Origin of the sequence: Citrobacter sp. wls619 (genome assembly GCF_005281345.1) — a bacterium.
In the GTDB taxonomy this organism is placed as follows: domain Bacteria; phylum Pseudomonadota; class Gammaproteobacteria; order Enterobacterales; family Enterobacteriaceae; genus Citrobacter.
The window spans coordinates 146,727-168,142 of record NZ_SZXJ01000078.1; the positions used below are offsets into that span (position 1 = coordinate 146,727).

A 21,416-nucleotide genomic window follows, 5' to 3' on the forward strand; every position below is an offset into this window, starting at 1 on the left:
GAAAGGCACCGTGCGCCGACATGCCGTCATCAGGCAGCCAAATCATCATTGTTATCATTCACCCTACTCGTTGTTATCGGCAGCAGAGTTGATTTGCCTTAGCGATGACCATGGCGTTTTGCAAGAAAGTTTAACGCGCTGATCCAGGTAGCATTTTCGCGGGCTTCAGGAGCATAACGTGTCCGAAGCGCGGTGCAATAGGTAGGAAAGAAAAAACCGCCGATCCTGCCCACATCGTTAAACGTGTTGTGGACAAGGCCGGCGGTCTTGAGTTTTTTTCACGCTGTCTGGGGCAATCTGCTCCGACACAGCGTGAATGATTGAGTATAGACGCCTACCGATTATTCGGCAGCCTGTGGCATTTTACCTTTCTGCGCTGCACGTTCTGTCAGACGCTTCTCAAAATTGGCATTAAACTGTTTTTTCTGTTCCGGGGTCAGAATGTTATAAATTTTGTTCTGCGTTTCCATATGCGCCAGCATGTTAGCTTTGCGCTGCTCTTCCATCTTCGCAATCTGCGCTTCAGCTTTCGCTTTATCGAAGCTATCGCTGGCGATGATATCGTGCATTGCACGGCGTTCTTCCAGCGGAGGACGTTTCATCTGATCGCGCTGACCTTTCATGATGTCGCGGATCTGCTGTTTCTGTGCATCGGTCAGGTTCAGGTCTTTAAACATCATGTCATGATGCGGGGCAAACTTACCGTTGTGGTGCATCATCGGTTTGGCATCTGCCGGAGCGGCTGTGGTAGCGTCAGCGGCATGAGCCAGGTTTGCAGCGCCCAGCGCCAGGGTAGAGGCAACAAACAGAGCAGTCAATTTACGCATAATTTCTATCCTTCCTTTCAGTTATTCTGACGACATTCATGCGATGCTTATGCAATGTGATGTCGTGTTGACGGGATTAACTTTACCGGCTCAAGCGTCAATTAATCAGAGCAACGGTAAAACAATGAAAGTGTAAAAAACAAACTTTCATCAATTATGAAGAAAAAAAGAATAAATTGCGGAGAGTTGAAATAAAAAATTACAACAGGATGATTTTGAAAGGATTATGAAGAACTATACCTGAACTCTGGTTATTAAGAAAGCAACTTACCAGGAATAATCCGTAATAAATATAAACAGCACGCAAAAATAAGCCCTCAGAGATTAACCCGAGGGCGGATATATCTTTTACACCCTTTCCAGCATCAGTCCCGCGCGTAAACCACAGGCCACATTTGGATTAGGAAAGAGAACATATTCAACGCTATGGGTGACGATAAAACGTTCATCGCCATCCTGAGCCAGCACGGTTCCCTCTTTAAACGCGGTAAAGTTTAGCGTCTGGTTGTCCATGTAGAGAATGAAATCGTCGCTGCGCCGTGTAATTTGCGCGACCACGCGATAGCGTAACGGCGGCGTCTCAGCTGCCGCTACGGGTCTGCCTGTCAACAACATTGCCAGCGCCTGCGCAGTATGAGCAAACTGTGACAGGTTGTTTTGCCCAAACGGCAGCGCCTTGCCCAACTCCAGCGTGCAGGCCAGCGCGCCAAAATGCTCCCCACTAAAATGGGTAAACGTTCCGCCTGGCGCCTGATGGAAAACCAGAGCCTCCAGCCCCGCATCCCCCAGCCAGTGAAGAAACGCCTCATCCCATGCCACATCACGCTGCGGTAGCACGCCAAAACGCAAATGATGTGACCCGCGAATAGCCGTGTGGAGATCGAGATGCCAGCGAACAGGTGCCTTTGCCCGCGCGTAAAAATCTTCCAGACACCGTTCAAGCTCGCGGGCACGCCGTGTTTCACCGCTCTCATCGAAGAGCTGCCAGCGACCGCCAAACATACGGTTCAGATCGCTATGACAATAGCGTTTGCCCGCAGCTAACGCCTGCGGATTGCCCAGGATCAGCAATAGCCGCCATGTCAGCGGCAGCGTGCCGCTAAACAACCCGGACAGCAATGTATCCAGTATTTCTACTGGTGCGGTTTCGTTACCATGAATGCCCGCAGACAAAACCAGCGAACGCTCAACCGGAGCAACCGGCGTCAGTTCCAGCATGCCATGCCCAATCCATTGCCAGTCAAAACCGTGAACTTTCCCCCGGGAGGTATCTGGCGAGTCCCCCGCAAGCGTCAGCGCAAGAAAATTATCCATGACGTGTACGCTCCTGCTGGAAGGGATACACCGAACCGAGCTTGAGTAATTGTGTCAACGTATCCAATGCTTCACGCCCTTCGCGCAGCAACTGCGGGTCAGCAAGATCGGCTGCGGTAAGGCGATCGCGATAGTAACGATCAACCCAGTTATTCAGCGTGTTAAACAGCACATCATTCATGAGAACCGCCGGGTTCACCGCCTGTTGCTCCTGTGGGGTTAACACGACCCGAAGGCGCAGACACGCCGGGCCACCACCGTTGGACATGCTTTCGCGCAGATCGAATACCCGTAGATCGTCAATCGGGTTGTCATCTTCAAGCAGACGGTTTAAATAATGCCATACCCCTGCATGCTCCCGGCATTCCTGCGGCAAGATCAACATCATTGAACCGTCATCACGACTGAGTAGCTGGCTGTTAAACAGATACGTTGCCACGGCATCCTGCACTGACACTTCCGCCAGGGGAACTTCCAGCGCCGTAAATCCCGCCACCTGGCTACGCAACTGCTGTAACAACGCCTGCTGGTTGGCAAACGCCAATTCATGACAAAACAGCACCTGACGATTTGATACCGCAATAACATCGTTATGAAACACCCCAAGATCGATAACATCCGGGTTTTGCTGAGCAAAGATAATCTGCTTAGGGTTCACCTGATTCAGGCGCGCAACAGCTTCGCTGGCCTCACGCGATTGCCTCGCCGGATAACGCTTCGGCTGCGCGCCGTTGCCCTCTTCACGACCATAGACAAACACCTGCACGCCGGGATCTCCATAATCACCGCCGAGGCGGTTGTGGTTAGCCGCACCTTCATCACCCAGTAACGCAACCTGTGGCAATGCACTATGGACCGTAAAGCGGCTCTCATCGCGGAAGATCGCGCTTAGCAACGCTTCCGTGGTCGGAGCCTCCAGCGAACGGTGAAACTTGTTATTCAGGTTGGCGACGGTCAGATGCACTTTCCCGTCCAGCGAATCTGCCGAAGGACAGACCGTGGCCGCATTCGCCACCCACATCGGCGAAGCGGAACTGGCACTGGAGAGCCAGTGAGGCGACTGACGCGCCACTTTCTCCAGCACCTGTTCGTCACTGCCGCTAAATCCCAACTGACGCAGAACCGGAATATAAGGCCGCTCGTGGGGCGGGATCACCGCCTGAGCAAATCCCGCATCCGCCAGCGCTTTCATCTTTAGCAGACCCTGCTTCGCCGCCAGACGGGGATTCGACACCTGAAAACGGTGTCGGGTTGAGGCCTCATTGCCAAATGACAACCCCGCATAGTGGTGAGTCAGTCCCACCAGACCGTCGAAATTTACTTCGCGCGCTTTCATGGCTTATCCTCGCATGAAAAATCGAGTCCTGGGCTAAGCGCTGTCGGCAGCGTCAGGGTTGGAGATTCCAGGCTCGCCATCGGCCAGGCGCAATAATCTGCGGCATACCACGCACTGGCGCGATGGTTGCCTGAGGCGCCAATCCCACCGAACGGCGCGGTGCTTGTTGCGCCGGTTAGCGGTTTATTCCAGTTGACGATGCCCGCACGAGCTTCCAGTAGCAATTGGTCAAACTGATTGCGATCCGGCGAAACCAGCCCGCACGACAAACCAAAGCGGGTATTGTTGGCCATGCGAATCGCATCATCAAAGCTGTCATAACGCCAGACACCGAGCAGCGGGCCGAAAACCTCTTCATCCGCGACATTCGCCACGCCGGTCAGTTCAATAATGCCGGGGGTCAACAGTGAAGTTCCCGCTTGTACCTGGCGCGGTGCCAACAGGGTTCGCCCTCCCTGCGCTGCAAGGCGTTGCCAGGCGTCACAAACATGTTGCGCGGCCTGTTCAGAAATAAGCCCGCCAATAAACGGCTGCGGTTGTGCATCCCAGTTGCCCGGCATTAAACGCTGGCTGACGTCCACCAGCCGCGCCAGAAACGCATCGCCCTGCGCCCCTTTTTTAACCAGCAGACGACGGGCGCAGGTACACCGTTGCCCGGCTGTAACAAATGCTGACTGAATAGTCAGATGTACCGCCGCATCAATATCTTCGGGGTTCTCGATAATCAGCGGGTTGTTCCCGCCCATCTCCAGCGCGAGGATCTTTTCCGGCTGGCCAGATAGCTGACGATGCAGCTGATAACCCGTATTGGCGCTACCGGTAAACAGCAGGCCATCCAGGTCGTCCAGTGCACTCAGTGCCTGTCCTGTTTCGCGCCCCCCCTGTACCAGGTTCAATACGCCCGGCGGTAATCCCGCCTGTTCCCACAGTTTGATCACCGCCTCACCGGTCCACGGCGTCAGCTCGCTGGGCTTAAAAATGAGCGTATTGCCAGCCAACAGCGCCGGAACGATATGACCATTGGGTAAATGACCGGGGAAGTTATACGGGCCAAACACGGCCAGCACACCGTGTGGGCGATGACGTAACGTCGCTGCGCCATCTGGCAGCGCGTTATGCTGTTCACCGGTACGGGTGTGATACGCCTTCACGGAGATGGCAATTTTATTGATCATCGCCGTCAGTTCGGTTGCAGCTTCCCAACGCGGCTTGCCGGTTTCCCGTGCAATGATCGCCGTCAGTTCTGCTTTATTACTCTCCAGCAGCGTCGCGAATTTCTCGACAATGTCCTGGCGGGCGGCAAAAGCCTGTTTCGCCCAGCCCGGAAAAGCGGCCCGCGCCGCCTGGCATGCCAGTGCTACCTGAGTCGCATCGGCATCATTGCCTTGCCACAGCACATCCCCGCTCACCGGGTTCGTTTTCACCCGTCGTGCACCCAGCCCGGTCACCCAGTCACCGTTTATCCATAATGTCATACTGCTTTCTCCTCCGCACAAAGGCGCACAAAACGTACATGGTCACCCGCGTGGCATTTCAGGGCGTCCAGTTGCGCTGCCGTCAGCACCAGTCGTTGGGTATTCGGGTCGGCACGCACTAACATGACGCGGAAGTTTTGATAATTTTCATTAGCCACCAGGCAGGCAGGATATTCGCCCGGTGCAGGTTGACCTTCAGCCACTTCCACCAGTCGACTTTTGCGGATAGCGCGTACCCGGTCGATATCGCATTCCAGCGTCGGCCCGCCGTCGAAAATATCGATGTAGTTGCGGTAGCGAAACCCTTCTTTCTCCAGCACCGCACGGGCTGGCGCCGTTTGGGGATGCACTTCGCCAATCACGCTTTGCGCTTCTTCCGACAGGAAGTGGGTGTATATAGGATGTTTAGGCATCAGCTCTGCAATAAACGCTTTTTGTCCGGTGCCACAGAGAAAATCTGCGCGGCTGAATTCCATCGAGAAAAAGCGCTTGCCAAGGCTTTGCCAGAATGGCGAATAACCGTGTTCATCAATGACACCCCGCATCTCAGCAACGACTTTTTCGTTAAAACGGTCACGAAACGCCGCCATGAACATAAAGCGCGACTTCGACAGCAAATAGCCGTTACCTTCTATACGCCAGTCCGGATCGAGAAACAGGGTACAAAGCTCGCTGCTTCCGGTGTGATCGTTACTGAGAAACAGCGTCGGCAATGCGTTATAGACATTCAACTCTTTCGAAGCATGAACCAGCGTGCCAACACGATAGTTGTACCAGGGATCGTTAAGCCCTACCGCCACTTCAATCGCACAAATCCCCGCCACGGTTCCGGTGGTACTGTCTTCCAATACAAAAACGTAGCCCTGCTCGCTTTTAGGCAACTCGCCTTGCCAGGTTTTCAACGAACGATCAATACGCGCCGCCAGCGTGGCTTCATTTGCGGGCAATGACGTCAACCCACCGCCGGTCTTACTGGCAAGCTGCATTAACGCGGCGATATCCGCGTGTTCAATGGGACGGATCACCATCATGATGAACCTCCTGCTTTAATGCGTTCGCATGCCAGCGCAAAACGATCGAGCCCGGTTGCCACCTCTTCCTGGCTGACGTTTAGCGCTGGCGCAAAACGCACCACGTTAGCGCCAGCAATCAGTACCATCACGCCTGCATTGGCCGCTTCTTGCGAGATCTGTTTCGCTTTTCCGGCAAATTCCGCATTTAGCACACAGCCGATCAACAGCCCAAGACCACGGATTTCACTAAACAACCCAAAACGTTCGTTAATGGCGTTAATACGCTCCACAAACCAGTCATGACGCTGTTTAACACCATTGAGGACTTCCGGCGTGTTAACAATGTCCAGCAGCTTACCCGCCACGGCAGTGGCTAATGGGTTTCCGCCGTAAGTTGTGCCGTGAGTGCCCACGGTCATCACGCTGCTGCAACGTTCGGTGGTCAATAAAGCGCCAATAGGGAATCCACCGCCAAGCGCTTTGGCCGTCGTCAGCAGGTCTGGTGTCACACCGTAGTGCATATAGGCATACAGTTCGCCGGTACGCCCAACGCCGGTCTGTACCTCATCAAAAATCAGCAGCGCATTATGACGATCGCATAATTCACGCAGCCCCTGTAAAAACGCGGTGGTTGCCGGTACGACGCCACCTTCCCCCTGCACTGGCTCCACAATAACCGCACAGGTGGTGTCATCGATCAATTGGCTGGCGGAGTCGAGATCGTTATACGCCGCATGACGGATATCCGGCGGCAGTGGTGCGAAATCCTGTGAATAGGCTGGCTGCCCCCCGGCACTGACGGTAAACAGCGTGCGACCGTGGAAGGCGTTTTTAAATGCCACAATGCCGCTTTTTTGGCTGCCAAACCGATCGTGGGCAAATTTACGCGCCAGTTTTAGTGCAGCTTCGTTTGCCTCCGCGCCGGAGTTGCAGAAGAAAACCCGCTCAGCAAACGTCGCGTCGATAAGTGTCTTCGCCAGACGCAATACCGGTTCGTTGGTGTAACCGTTGCCGGTATGCCAGAATTTGCTGGCCTGGTCATTTAATGCCTCACGCAATGCCGGATGTGCATGCCCCAGTGCGTTAACCGCAATGCCTCCCGCGAAATCGATATACTCTTTACCCTGTTGATCCCACAGACGTGAACCTTCACCGCGCACCGGAATAAAAGGCGCTGGGGCATAGACAGGCATCATCCATTCATCAAAATTTTCACGCGTAACTGACAGAGACATAGCGACCTCAACGGTAAATAAAAGGTTATTTATATGTTAATAAATATAGTGTTTGCGGTGTAAATGTAGATTGCAGGGTTCGTGCCAGCCAGCGGAAAAAGTGCATAAACGGGGTCTGAGAACGGAATATCAACAAGTTACAGCACAGCGATATTCACCATATGTGCATATAAAGTGAATATGTTTGCGCATCAGCGGACTAAATAGAGGAAAAACCGCAATTTTATTCAGTCGCCAAATATAATTCTGGAATTGTGATCGTATACGAAATTTATCGGAAATTATTGCCCCATAGCGACGCGCTTCGCGCCAAAACGGTGCAGTTTTTGCTCCATCGTTAACACCATTAGCAATCATTGTTGGAATCAGGTGACAAGAAGCAGTCAGTTCGTCGAAATTCTGCTACCATCCTTGCACTATTCATCTTACAAAGTGGCAGCGACTATGAAATTTGTCTCTTTTAATATCAACGGCCTGCGTGCCCGTCCTCATCAACTGGCAGCCATTGTCGAAAAACACCAACCGGATGTTATTGGCTTACAGGAGACAAAAGTTCACGACGATATGTTCCCGCTCGAAGAGGTAGCAAAACTGGGCTACAACGTTTTCTATCACGGACAGAAAGGCCATTACGGCGTGGCACTGTTGACCAAAGAGACACCGATTGCAGTGCGCCGTGGTTTCCCGAATGATGACGAAGAGGCTCAGCGCCGTATCATTATGGCGGAGATCCCGTCTCCGCTTGGCAACATCACCGTCATCAACGGCTACTTCCCACAGGGCGAAAGCCGCGACCATGAAACCAAATTCCCGGCGAAAGCGGCGTTCTATCAGAACTTACAAAACTATCTTGAGACGGAGCTGAAACGCGATAATCCGGTGCTGATCATGGGTGATATGAATATCAGCCCAACCGACCTGGATATCGGCATCGGCGAAGAGAATCGCAAACGCTGGCTGCGTACCGGAAAATGTTCCTTCCTGCCGGAAGAACGTGAGTGGATGGAACGTCTGTTAGGTTGGGGGCTGGTGGACACCTATCGTCACGCGCATCCTGATAAAAACGACCAGTTCTCGTGGTTTGATTACCGCTCGAAAGGCTTCGACGATAACCGTGGTCTGCGTATTGACCTGCTGCTGGCAAGCAATCCGCTGGCGGAACGCTGCGAAGAAACGGGTATCGACTATGAGATCCGCAGCATGGAAAAACCGTCCGACCACGCGCCAGTGTGGGCAAAATTCCGCGTCTAATTATCTGCATTTTTTCGCTCTCCGGGCCTCGCCTGGAGAGTCAGTATATTCTGTGCAAAATCAATAAAGCGACGGTAATACATTGTTGCGAGCGGGATTTTAATATATCTTCGCGCGCACTTTTCGCTGGTGAAAACGCTTCATTGCCCACGGATTTACAGGAGACCCCCCATGAAAAAGAAGTTCGCATAAGGCAGAATACCGACTGCTGATTGTGGCAGTGCTATTCTGCGCCCTGGCTGGGGTTTTCCACTATTTTGGTCTGTCTGACCTGATAACCAATCTCCATCATTTACAAGATGTCATCCGCCAAAGCGGGTTGTTCGGCTACGCGCTTTATATTCTGCTCTTTATCGTCGCGGCGCTGTGCCTGATACCCGGCAGTATTCTGGTGATTGTCGGCGGTATCCTTTTCGGCCCACTGGTTGGCACGCTCATCTCTTTACTGGCCGCAACCGTTGCCTCGGCATTATCATTTTTACTGGCACGCTGGCTTGGGCGGGAACTATTACTGAAACACGTCGGGCATACAGCGACGTTTCAGGCGATCGAAAAAGGCATTGCCCATAGCGGTATCGACTTTTTGATCCTGACCCGCCTCGTTCCCCTGTTTCCTTATAATATTCAAAACTATGCGTACGGACTGACGGCCATTCCGTTCTGGTCATTTACACTGATTTCAGCTATCACCACGTTACCCGGTATCTTTATCTATACGCTGATGTCACACGAACTCGCCAGTGAAGGCATCACCTGGGCGTTTATCGTTAAACTCAGTGTTGCAGGCTTTGCCTTGTTTGCCCTCGTGCAGGCGGCAAAGGCCTGGGCCCGGTATAAACATATCGACCCCTCTGCAAATCGAGAGCTTGCCGGTAAATGAGAACACTGAATAGAACGAATATCAGAAAGTGTTGCCGGGCTGGGTTCATTGCCCTGTTGGTTGTCGCGTTAATGGCGTGGGCATGGCTGCCCGGCGTGAGAGACTTTCTCACGCAGAGCCTGACTGCGTTTACCACGCTTGATCAGCATGCGCTTGAAAATTTCATTCGTTCCTGGGGTCCCCAGGCCGCGGTCGTATCGTTCTTCCTGATGATTTTACAGGCGATCATCGCCCCGCTTCCGGCCTTCCTGATCACCTTTGCAAATGCCTCATTGTTTGGCGCATTCTGGGGCGGTGTTCTCTCCTGGGCCAGTGCGATGGCGGGTGCAGCACTCTGCTTTTTTATCGCCAGGATGTTCGGGCGCAGCGCGGTAGAAAGATTAACCGGTAAAACGGTGCTAAAAAATATGGACGCCTTTTTTGAGCGCTACGGTAAACACGCCATTCTGGTCTGCCGCCTGTTACCTTTCGTTCCCTTCGATCCGGTCAGCTACGCCGCCGGCCTGACGTCCATCCGCTTTCGTCATTTTTTCATCGCCACCGGTATTGGCCAGTTGCCTGCCACTATCGTTTACTCATGGGCTGGTAGCCTGCTGACCGGCGGCACATATTGGTTCGTGACCGGGCTGTCTATTCTGTTTGCCCTGAGTGTCGTGATTTCAGTGGCAAGAGGCCTTTATCTTGAGCGGCACAGGAAGCGTTCCTGAAGCCTCCATAAACGACTGGAGATACTATGCGTTACTGTTTATTGTGCCTGGGTTTGCTGCTCTCTCCGCTGACAACCTTTGCGCAGAGTGATAACTGGCAGCAAATCAAAAACGACGCCCGGGGTCAGACGGTGTGGTTTAACGCCTGGGGAGGCGATAACGCCGTTAATCAGTATCTCGACTGGGTGAGCGGTGAGATGAAAACACACTACGCCATTAACCTGAAAATTGTCCGTCTGGCGGATGCCGCCGATGCTGTAAAACGCATCCAGACCGAAGCGGCATCAGGGCGTAAAACAGGTGGTTCGGTTGATCTCCTGTGGGTCAATGGCGAGAATTTTCGCACCCTGAAAGACGCTGGTCTGCTGCAAACGCAGTGGGCGCAAATGCTGCCCAACTGGCGTTACGTGGATACCCAACAACCGGTGACTGAAGACTTCGCCATTCCCACAGAGGGCGCCGAATCTCCGTGGGGTGGCGCGCAGTTAACCTTTATCGCCAATCGGGATATCACAGAACAGCCCCCTCGCTCTGCGCAGGCACTGCTGGAATTTGCGCGAGCGCATCCCGGCACGGTGACCTATCCGCGCCCACCCGAATTTACCGGTACCGCTTTTCTCGAACAGTTGCTGATTACGCTCACCGCAAAACCACAAGCACTGAAAAGCGCGCCCGATGCAGCCACGTTCGCCGAGGTTACCGCCCCTTTGTGGCAGTATCTTGATGCTTTACATCCCGCACTGTGGAGAGAAGGGAAAGACTTTCCCCCTACGCCTGCCCGCATGGATGCCCTGCTGAATAGCGGCACACTGCGGATATCGTTAACCTTTAACCCTGCGCATGCACAGCAAAAAATCGCTCGCGGCGAGTTACCGAAAAATAGCTATAGTTTTGGCTTCTCTCAGGGCATGTTGGGCAATGTGCATTTTGTCACCATTCCCGCGAATGCGCGTGCCAGTGCCGGGGCGAAAGTGGTGGCTAACTTCCTGCTCTCGCCTGAAGCGCAGCTCCGCAAAGCCGACCCCACCTTTTGGGGCGATCCTTCAGTGCTTGCCCCCCAAAAATTACCAGCCGAACAGCGGGAAGCGCTACTGGCTCGAATCCCGCAAGGACTCCCCGCAGTCCTGCCTGAGCCACACGCAGCCTGGGTAAATGCACTGGAACAAGAATGGCTACGCCGTTACGGTACGCATTAATTCTGCTGCTCTGGGCCTGCATGGCGGCAATCTATTTGCCGCTGGTCCCTGCGGCTTTTACGCTAATTGCGCCAGCGCTTTCCCTTGCACACTGGCTGGCGTTGTTTGCCGATCCCCAACTCCTGCAAGCGTTACTGGCGACACTGGTTTCTGTCACGCTAGCAGCCACTGGTGCGCTCGGTATCGCCCTGCTAACCGTCCTTGCATTCTGGCCCGGCGCTGGATGGGCGCGGCTTTGTACTCGCCTCCCCTGGCTGCTGGCGGTTCCGCACATTGCGTTTGCCACCAGCATGCTGTTACTTTTCGCCGAAGGCGGCATGCTCTACCGTCTATTGCCGTTTCTCAGCCCACTGTTGGACCGCTACGGTGTGGGTCTGGGCATCACATTGGCGGTGAAAGAAAGCGCTTTTTTGCTCTGGATCCTTTCCGCTTTATTGAGTGAAAAGCAGCTGTCGCAGCAGGTCATCGTGCTGGACTCACTGGGTTACAGCCGGTTGCAGTGTCTGAACTGGCTGGTACTGCCCTCTATCGCGCCAGCGCTAGGGAAAGTTATGCTGGCGATTGTCGCATGGTCGCTCTCCGTCGTGGATGTCGCGATCGTCCTTGGGCCCGGCAACCCGCCAACACTCGCGGTGTTGAGCTGGCAATGGTTAAGCCAGGGCGACGCCGACCAGCAGACAAAAGGTGCGCTCGCCAGTTTACTGCTGGTGCTGTTACTGGTCATTTTTGCGCTGGTGGGCTATCTGCTCTGGCGCGGCTGGCGACGCACAATTCCAGCAATCAGCGGTGTACGCCTGCAGTTCTCATCCTGTACAGCCGGACGATCGCTGATCCAACTTCTGCCCATCAGCGGCGTTGTGTGCGCAGTCGTTCTGCTCCTGATGGCAGAATACTCATCGCTGAACCGAGATGCGCTGATCAACAGCCTGCAAATGGGGATGCTGGCCAGTACACTTGCGCTGGTCACACTGTTGATATGGCTGGAATGGGGGCCACAAACCGGACCCCGTTGGGTCTGGTTGCCCATTATCTTACCCGCGTTACCGCTGGTCACCGGCCAATATACGCTGGCGCTATATGCCCAACAGGATGGCCAGTTCATCACGGTGGTCTGGGGGCATTTATTGTGGGTAACACCGTGGATGCTGTTTGTGCTTAAACCTGCATGGCAGCGTATTGACTCGCGCCTTATTGTGATTGCGCAAACGCTGGGCTGGACACAAAACCGCATTTTCTGGCAGGTAAAATGCCCGTTGATGCTGCGCCCGGCACTGATTGCTTTCGCCGTAGGATTTTCGGTTAGTATTGCCCAGTACATGCCAACATTATGGTTGGGCGCAGGTCGTTATCCCACACTCACGACCGAAGCCGTAGCATTAAGCAGCGGTGGCAGCACCGCTATTCTGGCGGCACAGGCGCTATGGCAATTGCTGTTACCGTTGGTTGTTTTCGCACTCGCAGCCTCGCTTTCCGCCTTGGCTGGCCGCTTTCGACAAGGACTCCGCTAATGCTCATAGTGCAAGATGTTTCCCTGTACCTGGGGTCAACGCCCCTGCTGACGGGCGTCAACCTTCAGGTCAATAAAGGTGACATCGTCACTATTATGGGGCCTTCAGGAAGCGGCAAGTCTTCACTATTTTCGTGGATGATTGGTGCGCTCCCCGATCAATTTCGTGCCTCCGGTCAACTATGGCTCAATGAACGGCGCATTGACACACTACCTACCGCGCAGCGCCAGATGGGTATTTTGTTCCAGGATGCCCTGCTGTTTGATCACTTCAGTGTTGGGCAAAATTTATTACTGGCACTACCCGCTGACCTGAAAGGTACGGCGAGACGCGATGAAGTGGAACATGCCCTTGAGCGTGCGGACCTGGCGGGCTTTTATCATCGCGACCCGGCATCGCTGTCCGGGGGGCAACGCTCACGCATCGCCCTGCTTCGCGCCCTGCTGGCGCAACCACAGGCTTTGCTGCTGGATGAACCCTTCAGTCGCCTGGATGCGTCACTTCGGGATACGTTTCGCCAGTGGGTGTTCACCGAAGTGCGGAAGCTGGGGATCCCTGTGGTGCAAGTCACCCACGATATGCAAGACGTCCCCCCGGCAGGCCGGGTAGTACAAATGGATTCCTGGGCGTGAATGTGGCGTTATGCTGCGTTAACGCAAGGATTTTACTTAACCGACGGCACAGAATGTCGTCCTCTTTTTTCAACGTCGGGCTATTCGATGAAACGTGTTTCTCAAATGACCGCGCTGGCACTGGCTTTAGGGCTCGCTTGCGCTTCATCCTGGGCTGCTGAAACAGCACAGACGCTTACCCTCAACCAGTTACAGCAAAAACAAGGCGCGGCAATCGATACCCGTCAGAGCGCTTTTTATAACGGCTGGCCTCAGTCGCTCAATGGTCCTTCCGGGCACGAACCCTCCGCACTGAACCTGTCTGCCGCTTGGCTCGACAAGATGAACGATGAACAACTTACCGCCTGGGTTCAGGCACATCAGTTAAAAGCCGATGCGCCAGTGGCACTGTATGGCAACGACAGCGATGTAAAAGCCGTCAAAGGCCGCCTGCAAAAAGTGGGTTTTAACCATATTTCGACCCTTAGCGATGCGCTACAGGACCCTGCACGCTTGCAGCGTCTGCCGCACTTCGAACAGTTGGTTTACCCACAATGGCTACACGATCTTCAGCAAGGCAAAGACGTTACCGCAAAACCGACTGGTGACTGGAAAGTCATTGAAGCGGCCTGGGGGGCGCCAAAATTTTATCTTCTAAGCCACATTCCGGGTGCGGGCTACATTGACACTAACGAAGTGGAAAGCGAACCGCTGTGGAATAAAGTCTCCGACGAACAGCTAAAAGCGATGCTGGCTAAACACGGTATCCGCCACGACACCACGGTCATTTTGTATGGTCGCGATGTGTACGCCGCCGCACGCGTGGCGCAAATCATGCTGTATGCGGGTGTAAAAGATGTTCGCCTGCTCGACGGTGGCTGGCAAACCTGGTCCGACGCAGGTTTACCCGTCGAACGCGGCACCCCGCCGACGGTCAAACCTGAACCGGATTTTGGCGTCACGATCCCCGCCCAACCACAATTGATGCTGGATATGGCGCAGGCTCGCGGCTTGCTGCATCGCCAGGATGCGTCACTGGTCAGCATCCGTTCGTGGCCAGAGTTTATCGGCACGACCAGTGGATATAGCTACATCAAGCCAAAAGGTGAAATCGCTGGCGCTCGTTGGGGTCACGCAGGAAGTGACTCCACCCACATGGAAGATTTCCATAATCCGGATGGCACAATGCGCAGTGCAGACGACATCGCCGCCATGTGGAAGCAATGGAACATTCTGCCGGATCAGCAGGTCTCTTTCTATTGCGGCACCGGTTGGCGCGCCTCAGAAACCTTTATGTACGCCCGCGCAATGGGCTGGCAAAACGTGTCGGTCTATGATGGCGGTTGGTATGAGTGGAGCAGCGATCCGAAGAACCCGGTAGCCCGCGGTGAACGTGGTCCGGACAGCAGCAAGTAAGATTGGCATCATTGCCGGATAAGCGCATCCGGCAACACAATACGTTACGCCTGACGCTGAGCCGCTTGCATTGCCAGTAACACGCAAGAAACTGATTAATAAAGGGGAAGGCACCTTCCCCAAAATTCCCCCAAAATCCCTCACCAAAACTAGACCGCAATTACGATCCATTTTTTTTCTCTCTCATCTAAATATACTTCCGACATTTCTTTGTTTTTGTGGCCCCATAAAGCCTGCACGTCCAATCCGTGTCGCTTATAAACCCGTCCTGATAACGACCTTTGCTCATAGAATGTCGGCGGCGTCTTGCCCTTAGAGGCAACGATTTCCACCCGGTCGCGAACCATGCTAAATGCGTCGGTAAGCGCCCTTGCTGTAACCCCATCTCCAGCGCTTGCCACGCCCATTCTTTTTGTGTGATGAACAAGATACTTACTAACTACACAGTCACGGCATTTAGATACAACTTCACGTAAATTCATACCTATCTCTTCCATTTTTATAGATAAAGGTATGGCAATTTGAGTGCCAGTTTTGTTTTGAACAACATGCAGGTGATCATCCCAAATATCGCTAAATTTCATTTTGACAATATCACCTGGTCGCTGCCCGGTTAGCATGGCCAGCAACATGGCATTTTTGAGATAAGAGCTGCTTGCGGCTTCGAATATCTTCCACCACTCCTGCATACCCAAACGCTGTCGTGACACGGTTACTTTGGGGTTTCTTGTTGCTTCTGCGGGGTTGAATCCGGGATTTACCACCCCGGCATATTGAGCCTCTTTGAACACCTCAACCCACCCATAGCGGAGAGCCTGAGCCATTCGGTTTTTATCTTGGTCAGTGTATTCGGTGAGTATTGCCGACAATTCACGAGCTGAGACTTCGGTAATCGGAGTGCGCGGGAATCTTTCAGCTAAACGCCTTGCAAGCCTTTTTCCACTTGTGGCTGTACGCACTGATAGGTCGCCCTTGCCTAGCCTTTTATCAAGGATTTCACAGTACCTTTCCACCCAGGCAGACAAAAGCATCTCACTCTTTCGCCCTGCTTTTTCAGATCGAATGTTAAGTATTGCGAAAGACTGGTTTACCTGCTGCTCTGCGTGGATTCTGTTTAGCTCTACTGCGGCGGTTCGTGCGGTGTCGGCATCCGTGCCGAACCCAATGAACTTACCAGATGACGGGTGCTTGTATTGCCAATAAACCTTGTTTGTTCGCTTATCCAGCTTGCAATAAAGATTAGGAATGGAGACATTAAAACTACGTGGTCGAGCTGCCATTTAAAACCCTCTCAACTAACGCCCTGGCATTTTTATCTATCCCTGACGATACCTTGATGGGTGCAATTAGTCCTACAAATTGTGCCGTTTCATCAATAAGCCAGCGCCTGCCCTGTTTTATTGCTGGCGGGTAGGTCTGCCTTGTCTTTGCAATAACCCGAAGCGTAGCGGCACACGGGGGTTCTTTAAAGTGGGCTTTCGCCCACTCGGTCATGCTCACCAGCACCCGCGCCACCACCCATCTTCTGACATTTCAAGCCGGATTCTCCGCTCCCCGCCAGAGATCCCCATTACTACCGAGTATAGATATTTTGGAAAAGAGAATGTTGCACCCCCCTTCGAACTGAGCCCGCACTCAAGCCCCTCCCCAAGCCTTACCCTTATAACTTTCAATTCCTCATCCACCTCTACACGTGCTGATGAATAATTCCCGCCCTCTAAAACATCTTTTGACAGATAGGCCAGGCCATACGCCTTAAGCACCAACACGGGCCCAATAAGACCACTTCTATTTGTTGATACCCTAACCTTCCCATATTCACGAATTGATTTAAAAACCATCAGGATTTACCCCGACAAGCTTGCATCTATCCATCAGCGATTGGGCCGTTACCGTTAGCAGGTTTAAATCAACCTCTGAGCCGTGAAGAATCACAGCCAGCCTCTTTAGCGTGGCTTGCGCTTGGCTATCTGGTGCTGGTTGTGGGGCGGCGTATAGTGGTACGGTTTTATACAGTGTTACGTCTGGCTCTTTGTTCTCGTTCCACTCACCAACCCAATCATCTATAACCGCTTTGCGGGTTGACGCATACTCACCAAAATCTACCCCGTCACCCTGCATTACGTATAATATCGGCTCAGCGCTATCAGCTTTGCGCCGCAGCTGTAGTTCTAACAGCATCACTTCAAACAACCGCGCATCAACTTCTACTGAACCACGAACACAACGAGAATTGTGCTCGGTTATTGTTGCCTGGATTTCAGAGAGGATTTTTGACAGTCGCTCGTCTGTTAGTTTGTTATTCATTACCCTTCTCCTGGTTAGTCATGGAGGTTTTCGGCAGGTGCTCGGCGTCCCACTTCTTCATGCACTCCTCAATTTCCCACGCTGTTTCACCAATAGTGCATAACCCATCAATCACGCGCTGGCGCTCTTTCAGTAAATTTTCGCTATCAGCCTTGCGGCGTTCCTGTAGCTCACACAGAAGCATGAACACGCTACGAAAATACGCCGCTTTAAATTCACTATCCGCTGTATCTATAGAGTTACTTGTCATGCACATAACTACTTCCAGTTCATTGTCTGTTAGTTTGTTATTGGTCAATTAAAAATCCCCGTCGCCTACAGATAAATAGCTGCTAGCAGATAACGCAATCATTGAACTACCGCCCTCAATTTCACCCAGGAGCAGGTTAAACCCGCCTGACGCCGTGTAATAATTCGCGTCCGGGTACTCCTGTTTAACCTCGTCCAAAAGCGCCGCCAGTGCCTTTGTCAGCCGCTTAAATCTGCGCTCAATATTCGGGCACTTCTCATCTAACAGCCTATGCGCTTCGTACGGGTCGCCGTCGATACGCTCTATGAGTTCTTCTGTATTCATTCTGTTATCGCCCCTTATGGGGCGCTCCGTTAAGCTGGGGCGCGTGATGCACTGCCAAAAATCTTATGAATCGCGTAGCCGCTCCAGTTCTGGCGGCATTGGTCGAAGATGGAGCCACCTTGATTGAGTGCGAGACGCCCGAGTTTGTAGGTTGACGGCTTACCACCTCGCCCAACCGTGACGTTCTCTACCAGCGCGTACCCCCTGAGTTTTGCCATCATTGTCGCCACCTTGTTGTAATCTGCTTTCGGGTTCGACTTGATGATTTGGTGAATCGTTGACTCACCATGCGCTCTCAGGTGATCCAGAATTAATTCTCTTGTGCCCATTTCATTTAGCCCCTTCGCACTCGCCGCTATTCACGCATTTATTGCACGGCTCATTTCCCTTGCTCTTACTGTGATCGCACGGCTGGGCATCAAACCAACTAGCCCAAGAATCGGTTAGAGCGTGGCTGGTACCAGTTTTTATTGACACGTCAATCACTCGCGCCACCATGGAGCTTTTCAACATTCCAGCTACGGTTTTCATTCATTGCCCTTAATTTTTGTATTGATTGTTTTTAATGCATTCACTACCTTTTCCGGGTCAGTGTTGGTGCATGCCACCTGATAAGAGTCGGCCTGGACGTTGACTGCGCACCCTTCCCCAAGAGAAACAGCTTCGTTCTTGCCCGACTCGCTTTTAGCCACACTACAACCAGAAATTAGAACAATTAAAATAAGCGGTATTTTTCGCATAAAATATCCTCTGCTTCTTTGCTGTAATTGCCTGAATTAATTAATTTAGAACGCTCGCGTGCCGCCTTTATAAAGACATTCCGCACTTCATCCGACTGTCTTTTCCTTGTATCGCTCCTAATACAGAATGTTTGTCTATTTTCCCTTTGATTTACTATCCTTTTTTTGCTCTGAGATTTTAACCCCATAATTAGCACTCACCCCCAAACAATGGGCATTGTGCGTCCCTTCGCCAATCATTGCGCCAACCATTCCACGAAAGCGCATTTCCGAAATCATCTTTCCATTGGAATAAATATGTTTGCATACCTTGACGAAGTAGCGCTCCTTCGCACTCGCCACCTTGTCATGCGCCGCGCTCAGCTCATGCGACATAGACAACATCTCTACATCCTTCTTAGCTGCTTCACGAACAACAACATCGGCAATATCGCGATATGCCTTTACCTCGCCCTGTAAATACGCGATATAAGAATTCGCCGCCGCTAATTCATTACACGCGGAAAACCATTTCTTTGCTTTTTTCAACAATTCTTTCATTTCTAGCCCTTAGTTCATTTTTAATTAAATTAATTGTCAGGGAGTTTTCTGAATTTATTTTTTTAATAAAAACCTTATTCCCCTCGGTAATTCCACGCGCATGCGAACACCAAGCTAAAAGCTCAGTAAGCTCACTTACTTTCATTGACTTAATTATTTTTTGAAAACTACCTTCCTGCATTTATCGTCACTCCGCATCCTCAGTTTATAGAGGTGGGAGACTAGGTATTAGATCTCGCGATCCACTCCCTTACGTAGCAACTAATGCGAAAACATACTTTTCATATATTTTCTAATGTAAGAATTAGTAATTCTTGTTCTTTGCCATACGCTCTTGTAAATGACTCTTTTCCTGCGTGAATAGCTAACTTCCCATCCCCGCTATTTCTGTGATGGTTCGTACACAAACAAATAACCTCAAACCAGCCCGAACGCTGCGCCGCCCCCTGACCTTCGCGGATGTGATGTATCTCACCCGGGGTTCCCCATACACCAGCCTGTATGAAACAGGCCACACAACCCAGCTCTGCCACTTTTCCCACATGAGCCTTTTCCGCTTTCGTCTGGTGCTTGCTCATTGCATCACCTCAAAGCTACGCGCCACTAACTCTCCTTCCGCGTTAAGCCACAGCTCACCGTAAACGCTATCAGGGTGTTTTTTCATTAACTGGCTTACTACATGTTCAAAGCGCTGGAGCTGCTCGTCTGATACGTGAGAGAAGCGGCGAACGTATTCACCTGCTAACGCTGCGTGGATACGGCTTGTTGATTGGTTTAACTGCTGGATTAACTTTTCCATTTACTGCTCCTTTGGCTGATTTTGGGCAATAAAAAGCCCACGCGAAGTGGGCTATTGGAAAAGCTCCGACTACGCTGTTATTTTTTGAGTTCGATTACGGGCAAATCCCGTCGATAGCTGTACAGCTTCCCATCGTCAACGATGTATTCAGCCACCAACCAATCATTCACCCTTTGCGGTGTCGTTCCACATGCCTTTGCAAATGCAGACTTGTTTCCGCTGTAGTATTTTTCAATGTAATCAATGAGCTTCATCAAACCCTCTATTGTTCCGATGTGTTTATTTAACGCTTTTTCCGTTAAGCCATCAAGCCTTATTTAACGCTTTTTCCGCTAAATCACTTAGTCAGCATTTTTTGTTCATTCATAACTTCTTTCTTAATCTTGTAGTATGTCCCCTGCGACACGCCCAGCATCTTCATAACAGCATCGTCGGTAAACCCAGCATCTTTCATTTGCTTTAGCTTGTCGCGGGCCTCGGTGACGTGCTTAGCTTCTCCGCGCTTACCCTTTCCTCTGGCGTAGGCCGCTTTCATTCCTTCTACCTGGCGTTGGCGAATCATCCCGCGCTCAAGCTGAGCTGCGGCAACCATGATGTTAATAATGAACTCACTCATGCCATTTTCATTGCCGGGGGTAAGCTCGATCCCCAAATCCAGAACTTTCAGACTTACACCCATCTGCTTCCAGTCGTTCCACAGGTTTGCAAAGTCCATCGTTGAACGCGACAGGCGGTCTATCGACTTCACAACGACAACGTCACCTCTCCGCAATTTCCCAACCATGCGCTGAAATTGCGGTCGATCCAAATTCTTCCCGCTGGCTCCCTCATCATAAAAAGACTCATCAAACTGGATGCCGTCAAACGCATCCTCTTGTCGGTCTATTTTTTGCTCTTTAGTTGAAACTCGACCATAGACAAAAATCATACAGCACCCACATTCAAAATAAGTGCTTGTGATATACCCTACAATTAAGCTTATGTCCTACATTTTTTTGTACCTTTTAGCGGGGCTTTTTGTTACCTATAAAATAGAATGCTTTTTTGTACCCCACAAAAACAAAAAATCCCCCGAGGGGGATTAAAGAAAGTAACCATTGAAGTACAACTTTGGCTTTGGCGGTAACTCTTCAAGTCGTTTTTTTGCAGCATCCCTGTCTCTACGGGCATCATCTAAATCCATCTTGTCCGTGTAACACTCTACGTTCGTCTGTGCCACGGAATCCCACCCCATATTTACACATCCACTATAGTAACCTTCCTCCTGTTGAAACTTCCACTCCGCCGCCTGAGCGCTGCCCTCTACCATAGCCCGCTCTTCATCCCACCTTAAGAACTCGCGAGCGTTATTTTTACCAAACCACACAATACCAGCAGCAATGACAGTCAATATAACAAACAGTTTTTTCAACTCACTTCCCCTCATGGCACACAAGAGAGGTAAACACCTCCAATCCCACCGCATTCAGCATCGTTACAGTAGCGATTCCCGTTATACTTGATAGAAGTAACACCTCTTCCGCTCCATTGCTGAACGCCAACTTATACTGCCTTGACGCTCTCGTCTGATCGTCCATTGACATCATGCTAACCACTATGGGCTTAGGACTATTTTCTGCAACCATCGTAGTGCTTGCTCCGCCCGGTATTTCTTGCACCGTTAGCGCGGCATCCCTCCCGGTACTAA

Annotated in this window: 28 protein-coding genes; 7 read left to right on the top strand and 21 right to left on the bottom strand. The window is 51.9% G+C overall.

Going from position 1 to position 21,416, the window contains the following annotated elements; all coding sequences use genetic code 11:
• Positions 1-341: 341 nt before the first annotated feature.
• The 6 genes from spy to FDX19_RS15420 all read right to left on the bottom strand — a co-directional run bounded on the left by spy (position 342) and on the right by FDX19_RS15420 (position 7,200).
• Entirely contained in the window at positions 342-827 is a 486-nt protein-coding gene (gene spy, locus FDX19_RS15395) for an ATP-independent periplasmic protein-refolding chaperone Spy (RefSeq protein ID WP_048211888.1), read from the bottom strand.
• A gap of 348 nt (positions 828-1,175) precedes the next feature.
• A complete protein-coding gene (gene astE, locus FDX19_RS15400) occupies positions 1,176-2,141 on the bottom strand; it encodes a succinylglutamate desuccinylase (protein WP_137383377.1) in 966 nt (321 codons plus the stop codon).
• Positions 2,134-3,477: an N-succinylarginine dihydrolase gene (gene astB / locus FDX19_RS15405; RefSeq protein WP_137383378.1), complete on the bottom strand. Its 1,344-nt coding sequence runs from the start codon at positions 3,475-3,477 to the stop codon at positions 2,134-2,136. Before astB ends, astE begins: the two co-directional genes overlap by 8 nt.
• The gene (gene astD, locus FDX19_RS15410; protein WP_137383379.1) at positions 3,474-4,952 is read right to left on the bottom strand and encodes a succinylglutamate-semialdehyde dehydrogenase; all 1,479 of its coding nucleotides are present in this window, start codon (positions 4,950-4,952) and stop codon (positions 3,474-3,476) included. Before astD ends, astB begins: the two co-directional genes overlap by 4 nt.
• Positions 4,949-5,983: an arginine N-succinyltransferase gene (gene astA, locus FDX19_RS15415; RefSeq protein ID WP_137383380.1), complete on the bottom strand. Its 1,035-nt coding sequence runs from the start codon at positions 5,981-5,983 to the stop codon at positions 4,949-4,951. The genes astD and astA overlap by 4 nt, the downstream gene beginning before the upstream one ends.
• Positions 5,980-7,200, bottom strand: a complete 1,221-nt coding sequence (locus FDX19_RS15420; RefSeq protein WP_137383381.1) for an aspartate aminotransferase family protein — start codon at positions 7,198-7,200, stop codon at positions 5,980-5,982. The genes astA and FDX19_RS15420 overlap by 4 nt, the downstream gene beginning before the upstream one ends.
• Positions 7,201-7,644: 444 nt before the next feature.
• On the opposite strand from FDX19_RS15420, the gene xthA reads away from it, so the two are divergent.
• The 7 genes from xthA (at position 7,645) to FDX19_RS15460 (ending at position 14,769) form a co-directional block, all read left to right on the top strand.
• Positions 7,645-8,451 carry an exodeoxyribonuclease III gene (gene xthA / locus FDX19_RS15430; RefSeq protein ID WP_116360166.1) on the top strand — a complete coding sequence of 269 codons (807 nt, stop codon included), beginning with the start codon at positions 7,645-7,647 and terminating at the stop codon, positions 8,449-8,451.
• A gap of 220 nt (positions 8,452-8,671) precedes the next feature.
• Complete coding sequence (locus FDX19_RS15435) at positions 8,672-9,331, top strand: TVP38/TMEM64 family protein (protein ID WP_170974388.1); 660 nt, start codon at positions 8,672-8,674, stop codon at positions 9,329-9,331.
• Complete coding sequence (locus FDX19_RS15440; RefSeq protein ID WP_137383383.1) at positions 9,328-10,038, top strand: TVP38/TMEM64 family protein; 711 nt, start codon at positions 9,328-9,330, stop codon at positions 10,036-10,038. The genes FDX19_RS15435 and FDX19_RS15440 overlap by 4 nt, the downstream gene beginning before the upstream one ends.
• A 26-nt stretch (positions 10,039-10,064) precedes the next feature.
• The gene (locus FDX19_RS15445) at positions 10,065-11,234 is read left to right on the top strand and encodes an ABC transporter substrate-binding protein (protein ID WP_137383384.1); all 1,170 of its coding nucleotides are present in this window, start codon (positions 10,065-10,067) and stop codon (positions 11,232-11,234) included.
• Positions 11,207-12,742: a thiamine ABC transporter permease gene (locus FDX19_RS15450; protein ID WP_137383385.1), complete on the top strand. Its 1,536-nt coding sequence runs from the start codon at positions 11,207-11,209 to the stop codon at positions 12,740-12,742. Before FDX19_RS15445 ends, FDX19_RS15450 begins: the two co-directional genes overlap by 28 nt.
• Complete coding sequence (locus FDX19_RS15455; RefSeq protein ID WP_137383386.1) at positions 12,742-13,374, top strand: ATP-binding cassette domain-containing protein; 633 nt, start codon at positions 12,742-12,744, stop codon at positions 13,372-13,374. Before FDX19_RS15450 ends, FDX19_RS15455 begins: the two co-directional genes overlap by 1 nt.
• A gap of 87 nt (positions 13,375-13,461) precedes the next feature.
• On the top strand, positions 13,462-14,769 hold the full coding sequence (locus FDX19_RS15460) for a sulfurtransferase (protein ID WP_137383387.1): 1,308 nt from the start codon (positions 13,462-13,464) through the stop codon (positions 14,767-14,769).
• Between the two features lie 149 nt (positions 14,770-14,918).
• On the opposite strand, the gene FDX19_RS15465 is transcribed toward FDX19_RS15460, so the two are convergent.
• The 15 genes from FDX19_RS15465 to FDX19_RS15530 form a co-directional block, all read right to left on the bottom strand.
• Complete coding sequence (locus FDX19_RS15465) at positions 14,919-16,049, bottom strand: phage integrase Arm DNA-binding domain-containing protein (protein ID WP_137383388.1); 1,131 nt, start codon at positions 16,047-16,049, stop codon at positions 14,919-14,921.
• On the bottom strand, positions 16,030-16,263 hold the full coding sequence (locus FDX19_RS15470) for an excisionase (RefSeq protein WP_137383389.1): 234 nt from the start codon (positions 16,261-16,263) through the stop codon (positions 16,030-16,032). The genes FDX19_RS15465 and FDX19_RS15470 overlap by 20 nt, the downstream gene beginning before the upstream one ends.
• Before the next feature lie 2 nt (positions 16,264-16,265).
• Positions 16,266-16,610, bottom strand: a complete 345-nt coding sequence (locus tag FDX19_RS15475) for a hypothetical protein (protein ID WP_137383390.1) — start codon at positions 16,608-16,610, stop codon at positions 16,266-16,268.
• Entirely contained in the window at positions 16,600-17,076 is a 477-nt protein-coding gene (locus FDX19_RS15480) for a hypothetical protein (protein WP_137383391.1), read from the bottom strand. Before FDX19_RS15480 ends, FDX19_RS15475 begins: the two co-directional genes overlap by 11 nt.
• A complete protein-coding gene (locus FDX19_RS15485; RefSeq protein ID WP_137383392.1) occupies positions 17,069-17,326 on the bottom strand; it encodes a hypothetical protein in 258 nt (85 codons plus the stop codon). The genes FDX19_RS15480 and FDX19_RS15485 overlap by 8 nt, the downstream gene beginning before the upstream one ends.
• A 48-nt stretch (positions 17,327-17,374) precedes the next feature.
• Positions 17,375-17,650, bottom strand: coding sequence for a hypothetical protein (locus FDX19_RS15490; RefSeq protein ID WP_137383393.1), 276 nt, complete (start codon positions 17,648-17,650; stop codon positions 17,375-17,377).
• Between the two features lie 29 nt (positions 17,651-17,679).
• Positions 17,680-17,979 (bottom strand): hypothetical protein, encoded by a 300-nt coding sequence (locus FDX19_RS15495; RefSeq protein WP_137383394.1) that lies wholly within the window; start codon positions 17,977-17,979, stop codon positions 17,680-17,682.
• Positions 17,980-18,177: 198 nt separating this feature from the next.
• Positions 18,178-18,390, bottom strand: a complete 213-nt coding sequence (locus FDX19_RS15500) for a hypothetical protein (protein ID WP_137383395.1) — start codon at positions 18,388-18,390, stop codon at positions 18,178-18,180.
• A 135-nt stretch (positions 18,391-18,525) separates the two neighbouring features.
• Positions 18,526-18,930: a hypothetical protein gene (locus FDX19_RS15505; RefSeq protein WP_137383396.1), complete on the bottom strand. Its 405-nt coding sequence runs from the start codon at positions 18,928-18,930 to the stop codon at positions 18,526-18,528.
• Positions 18,884-19,111, bottom strand: a complete 228-nt coding sequence (locus FDX19_RS25135) for a hypothetical protein (protein ID WP_170974387.1) — start codon at positions 19,109-19,111, stop codon at positions 18,884-18,886. The genes FDX19_RS15505 and FDX19_RS25135 overlap by 47 nt, the downstream gene beginning before the upstream one ends.
• Positions 19,112-19,211: 100 nt before the next feature.
• Positions 19,212-19,508, bottom strand: coding sequence for a Ref family recombination enhancement nuclease (locus FDX19_RS15510; RefSeq protein WP_137383397.1), 297 nt, complete (start codon positions 19,506-19,508; stop codon positions 19,212-19,214).
• The gene (locus FDX19_RS15515) at positions 19,505-19,729 is read right to left on the bottom strand and encodes a hypothetical protein (RefSeq protein ID WP_137383398.1); all 225 of its coding nucleotides are present in this window, start codon (positions 19,727-19,729) and stop codon (positions 19,505-19,507) included. The genes FDX19_RS15510 and FDX19_RS15515 overlap by 4 nt, the downstream gene beginning before the upstream one ends.
• A gap of 77 nt (positions 19,730-19,806) precedes the next feature.
• Positions 19,807-19,983, bottom strand: coding sequence for a helix-turn-helix domain-containing protein (locus tag FDX19_RS15520; protein ID WP_137383399.1), 177 nt, complete (start codon positions 19,981-19,983; stop codon positions 19,807-19,809).
• 83 nt (positions 19,984-20,066) lie between these two features.
• Positions 20,067-20,657, bottom strand: a complete 591-nt coding sequence (locus FDX19_RS15525) for a recombinase family protein (RefSeq protein ID WP_137383400.1) — start codon at positions 20,655-20,657, stop codon at positions 20,067-20,069.
• A 153-nt stretch (positions 20,658-20,810) separates the two neighbouring features.
• Positions 20,811-21,140: a hypothetical protein gene (locus FDX19_RS15530; protein ID WP_137383401.1), complete on the bottom strand. Its 330-nt coding sequence runs from the start codon at positions 21,138-21,140 to the stop codon at positions 20,811-20,813.
• Between the last annotated feature and the right edge of the window lie 276 nt (positions 21,141-21,416).

Coding starts and splice junctions, on each gene's coding strand:
- spy (WP_048211888.1), bottom strand. CDS start 827: ATGCGTAAATTGACTGCTCTGTTTGTTGCCTCTACCCTGGCGCTGGGC.
- astE (WP_137383377.1), bottom strand. CDS start 2,141: ATGGATAATTTTCTTGCGCTGACGCTTGCGGGGGACTCGCCAGATACC.
- astB (WP_137383378.1), bottom strand. CDS start 3,477: ATGAAAGCGCGCGAAGTAAATTTCGACGGTCTGGTGGGACTGACTCAC.
- astD (WP_137383379.1), bottom strand. CDS start 4,952: ATGACATTATGGATAAACGGTGACTGGGTGACCGGGCTGGGTGCACGA.
- astA (WP_137383380.1), bottom strand. CDS start 5,983: ATGATGGTGATCCGTCCCATTGAACACGCGGATATCGCCGCGTTAATG.
- FDX19_RS15420 (WP_137383381.1), bottom strand. CDS start 7,200: ATGTCTCTGTCAGTTACGCGTGAAAATTTTGATGAATGGATGATGCCT.
- xthA (WP_116360166.1), top strand. CDS start 7,645: ATGAAATTTGTCTCTTTTAATATCAACGGCCTGCGTGCCCGTCCTCAT.
- FDX19_RS15440 (WP_137383383.1), top strand. CDS start 9,328: ATGAGAACACTGAATAGAACGAATATCAGAAAGTGTTGCCGGGCTGGG.
- FDX19_RS15445 (WP_137383384.1), top strand. CDS start 10,065: ATGCGTTACTGTTTATTGTGCCTGGGTTTGCTGCTCTCTCCGCTGACA.
- FDX19_RS15450 (WP_137383385.1), top strand. CDS start 11,207: ATGGCTACGCCGTTACGGTACGCATTAATTCTGCTGCTCTGGGCCTGC.
- FDX19_RS15455 (WP_137383386.1), top strand. CDS start 12,742: ATGCTCATAGTGCAAGATGTTTCCCTGTACCTGGGGTCAACGCCCCTG.
- FDX19_RS15460 (WP_137383387.1), top strand. CDS start 13,462: ATGAAACGTGTTTCTCAAATGACCGCGCTGGCACTGGCTTTAGGGCTC.
- FDX19_RS15465 (WP_137383388.1), bottom strand. CDS start 16,049: ATGGCAGCTCGACCACGTAGTTTTAATGTCTCCATTCCTAATCTTTAT.
- FDX19_RS15470 (WP_137383389.1), bottom strand. CDS start 16,263: ATGACCGAGTGGGCGAAAGCCCACTTTAAAGAACCCCCGTGTGCCGCT.
- FDX19_RS15475 (WP_137383390.1), bottom strand. CDS start 16,610: ATGGTTTTTAAATCAATTCGTGAATATGGGAAGGTTAGGGTATCAACA.
- FDX19_RS15480 (WP_137383391.1), bottom strand. CDS start 17,076: ATGAATAACAAACTAACAGACGAGCGACTGTCAAAAATCCTCTCTGAA.
- FDX19_RS15485 (WP_137383392.1), bottom strand. CDS start 17,326: ATGACAAGTAACTCTATAGATACAGCGGATAGTGAATTTAAAGCGGCG.
- FDX19_RS15490 (WP_137383393.1), bottom strand. CDS start 17,650: ATGAATACAGAAGAACTCATAGAGCGTATCGACGGCGACCCGTACGAA.
- FDX19_RS15495 (WP_137383394.1), bottom strand. CDS start 17,979: ATGGGCACAAGAGAATTAATTCTGGATCACCTGAGAGCGCATGGTGAG.
- FDX19_RS15500 (WP_137383395.1), bottom strand. CDS start 18,390: ATGCGAAAAATACCGCTTATTTTAATTGTTCTAATTTCTGGTTGTAGT.
- FDX19_RS15505 (WP_137383396.1), bottom strand. CDS start 18,930: ATGAAAGAATTGTTGAAAAAAGCAAAGAAATGGTTTTCCGCGTGTAAT.
- FDX19_RS25135 (WP_170974387.1), bottom strand. CDS start 19,111: ATGCAGGAAGGTAGTTTTCAAAAAATAATTAAGTCAATGAAAGTAAGT.
- FDX19_RS15510 (WP_137383397.1), bottom strand. CDS start 19,508: ATGAGCAAGCACCAGACGAAAGCGGAAAAGGCTCATGTGGGAAAAGTG.
- FDX19_RS15515 (WP_137383398.1), bottom strand. CDS start 19,729: ATGGAAAAGTTAATCCAGCAGTTAAACCAATCAACAAGCCGTATCCAC.
- FDX19_RS15520 (WP_137383399.1), bottom strand. CDS start 19,983: ATGAAGCTCATTGATTACATTGAAAAATACTACAGCGGAAACAAGTCT.
- FDX19_RS15525 (WP_137383400.1), bottom strand. CDS start 20,657: ATGATTTTTGTCTATGGTCGAGTTTCAACTAAAGAGCAAAAAATAGAC.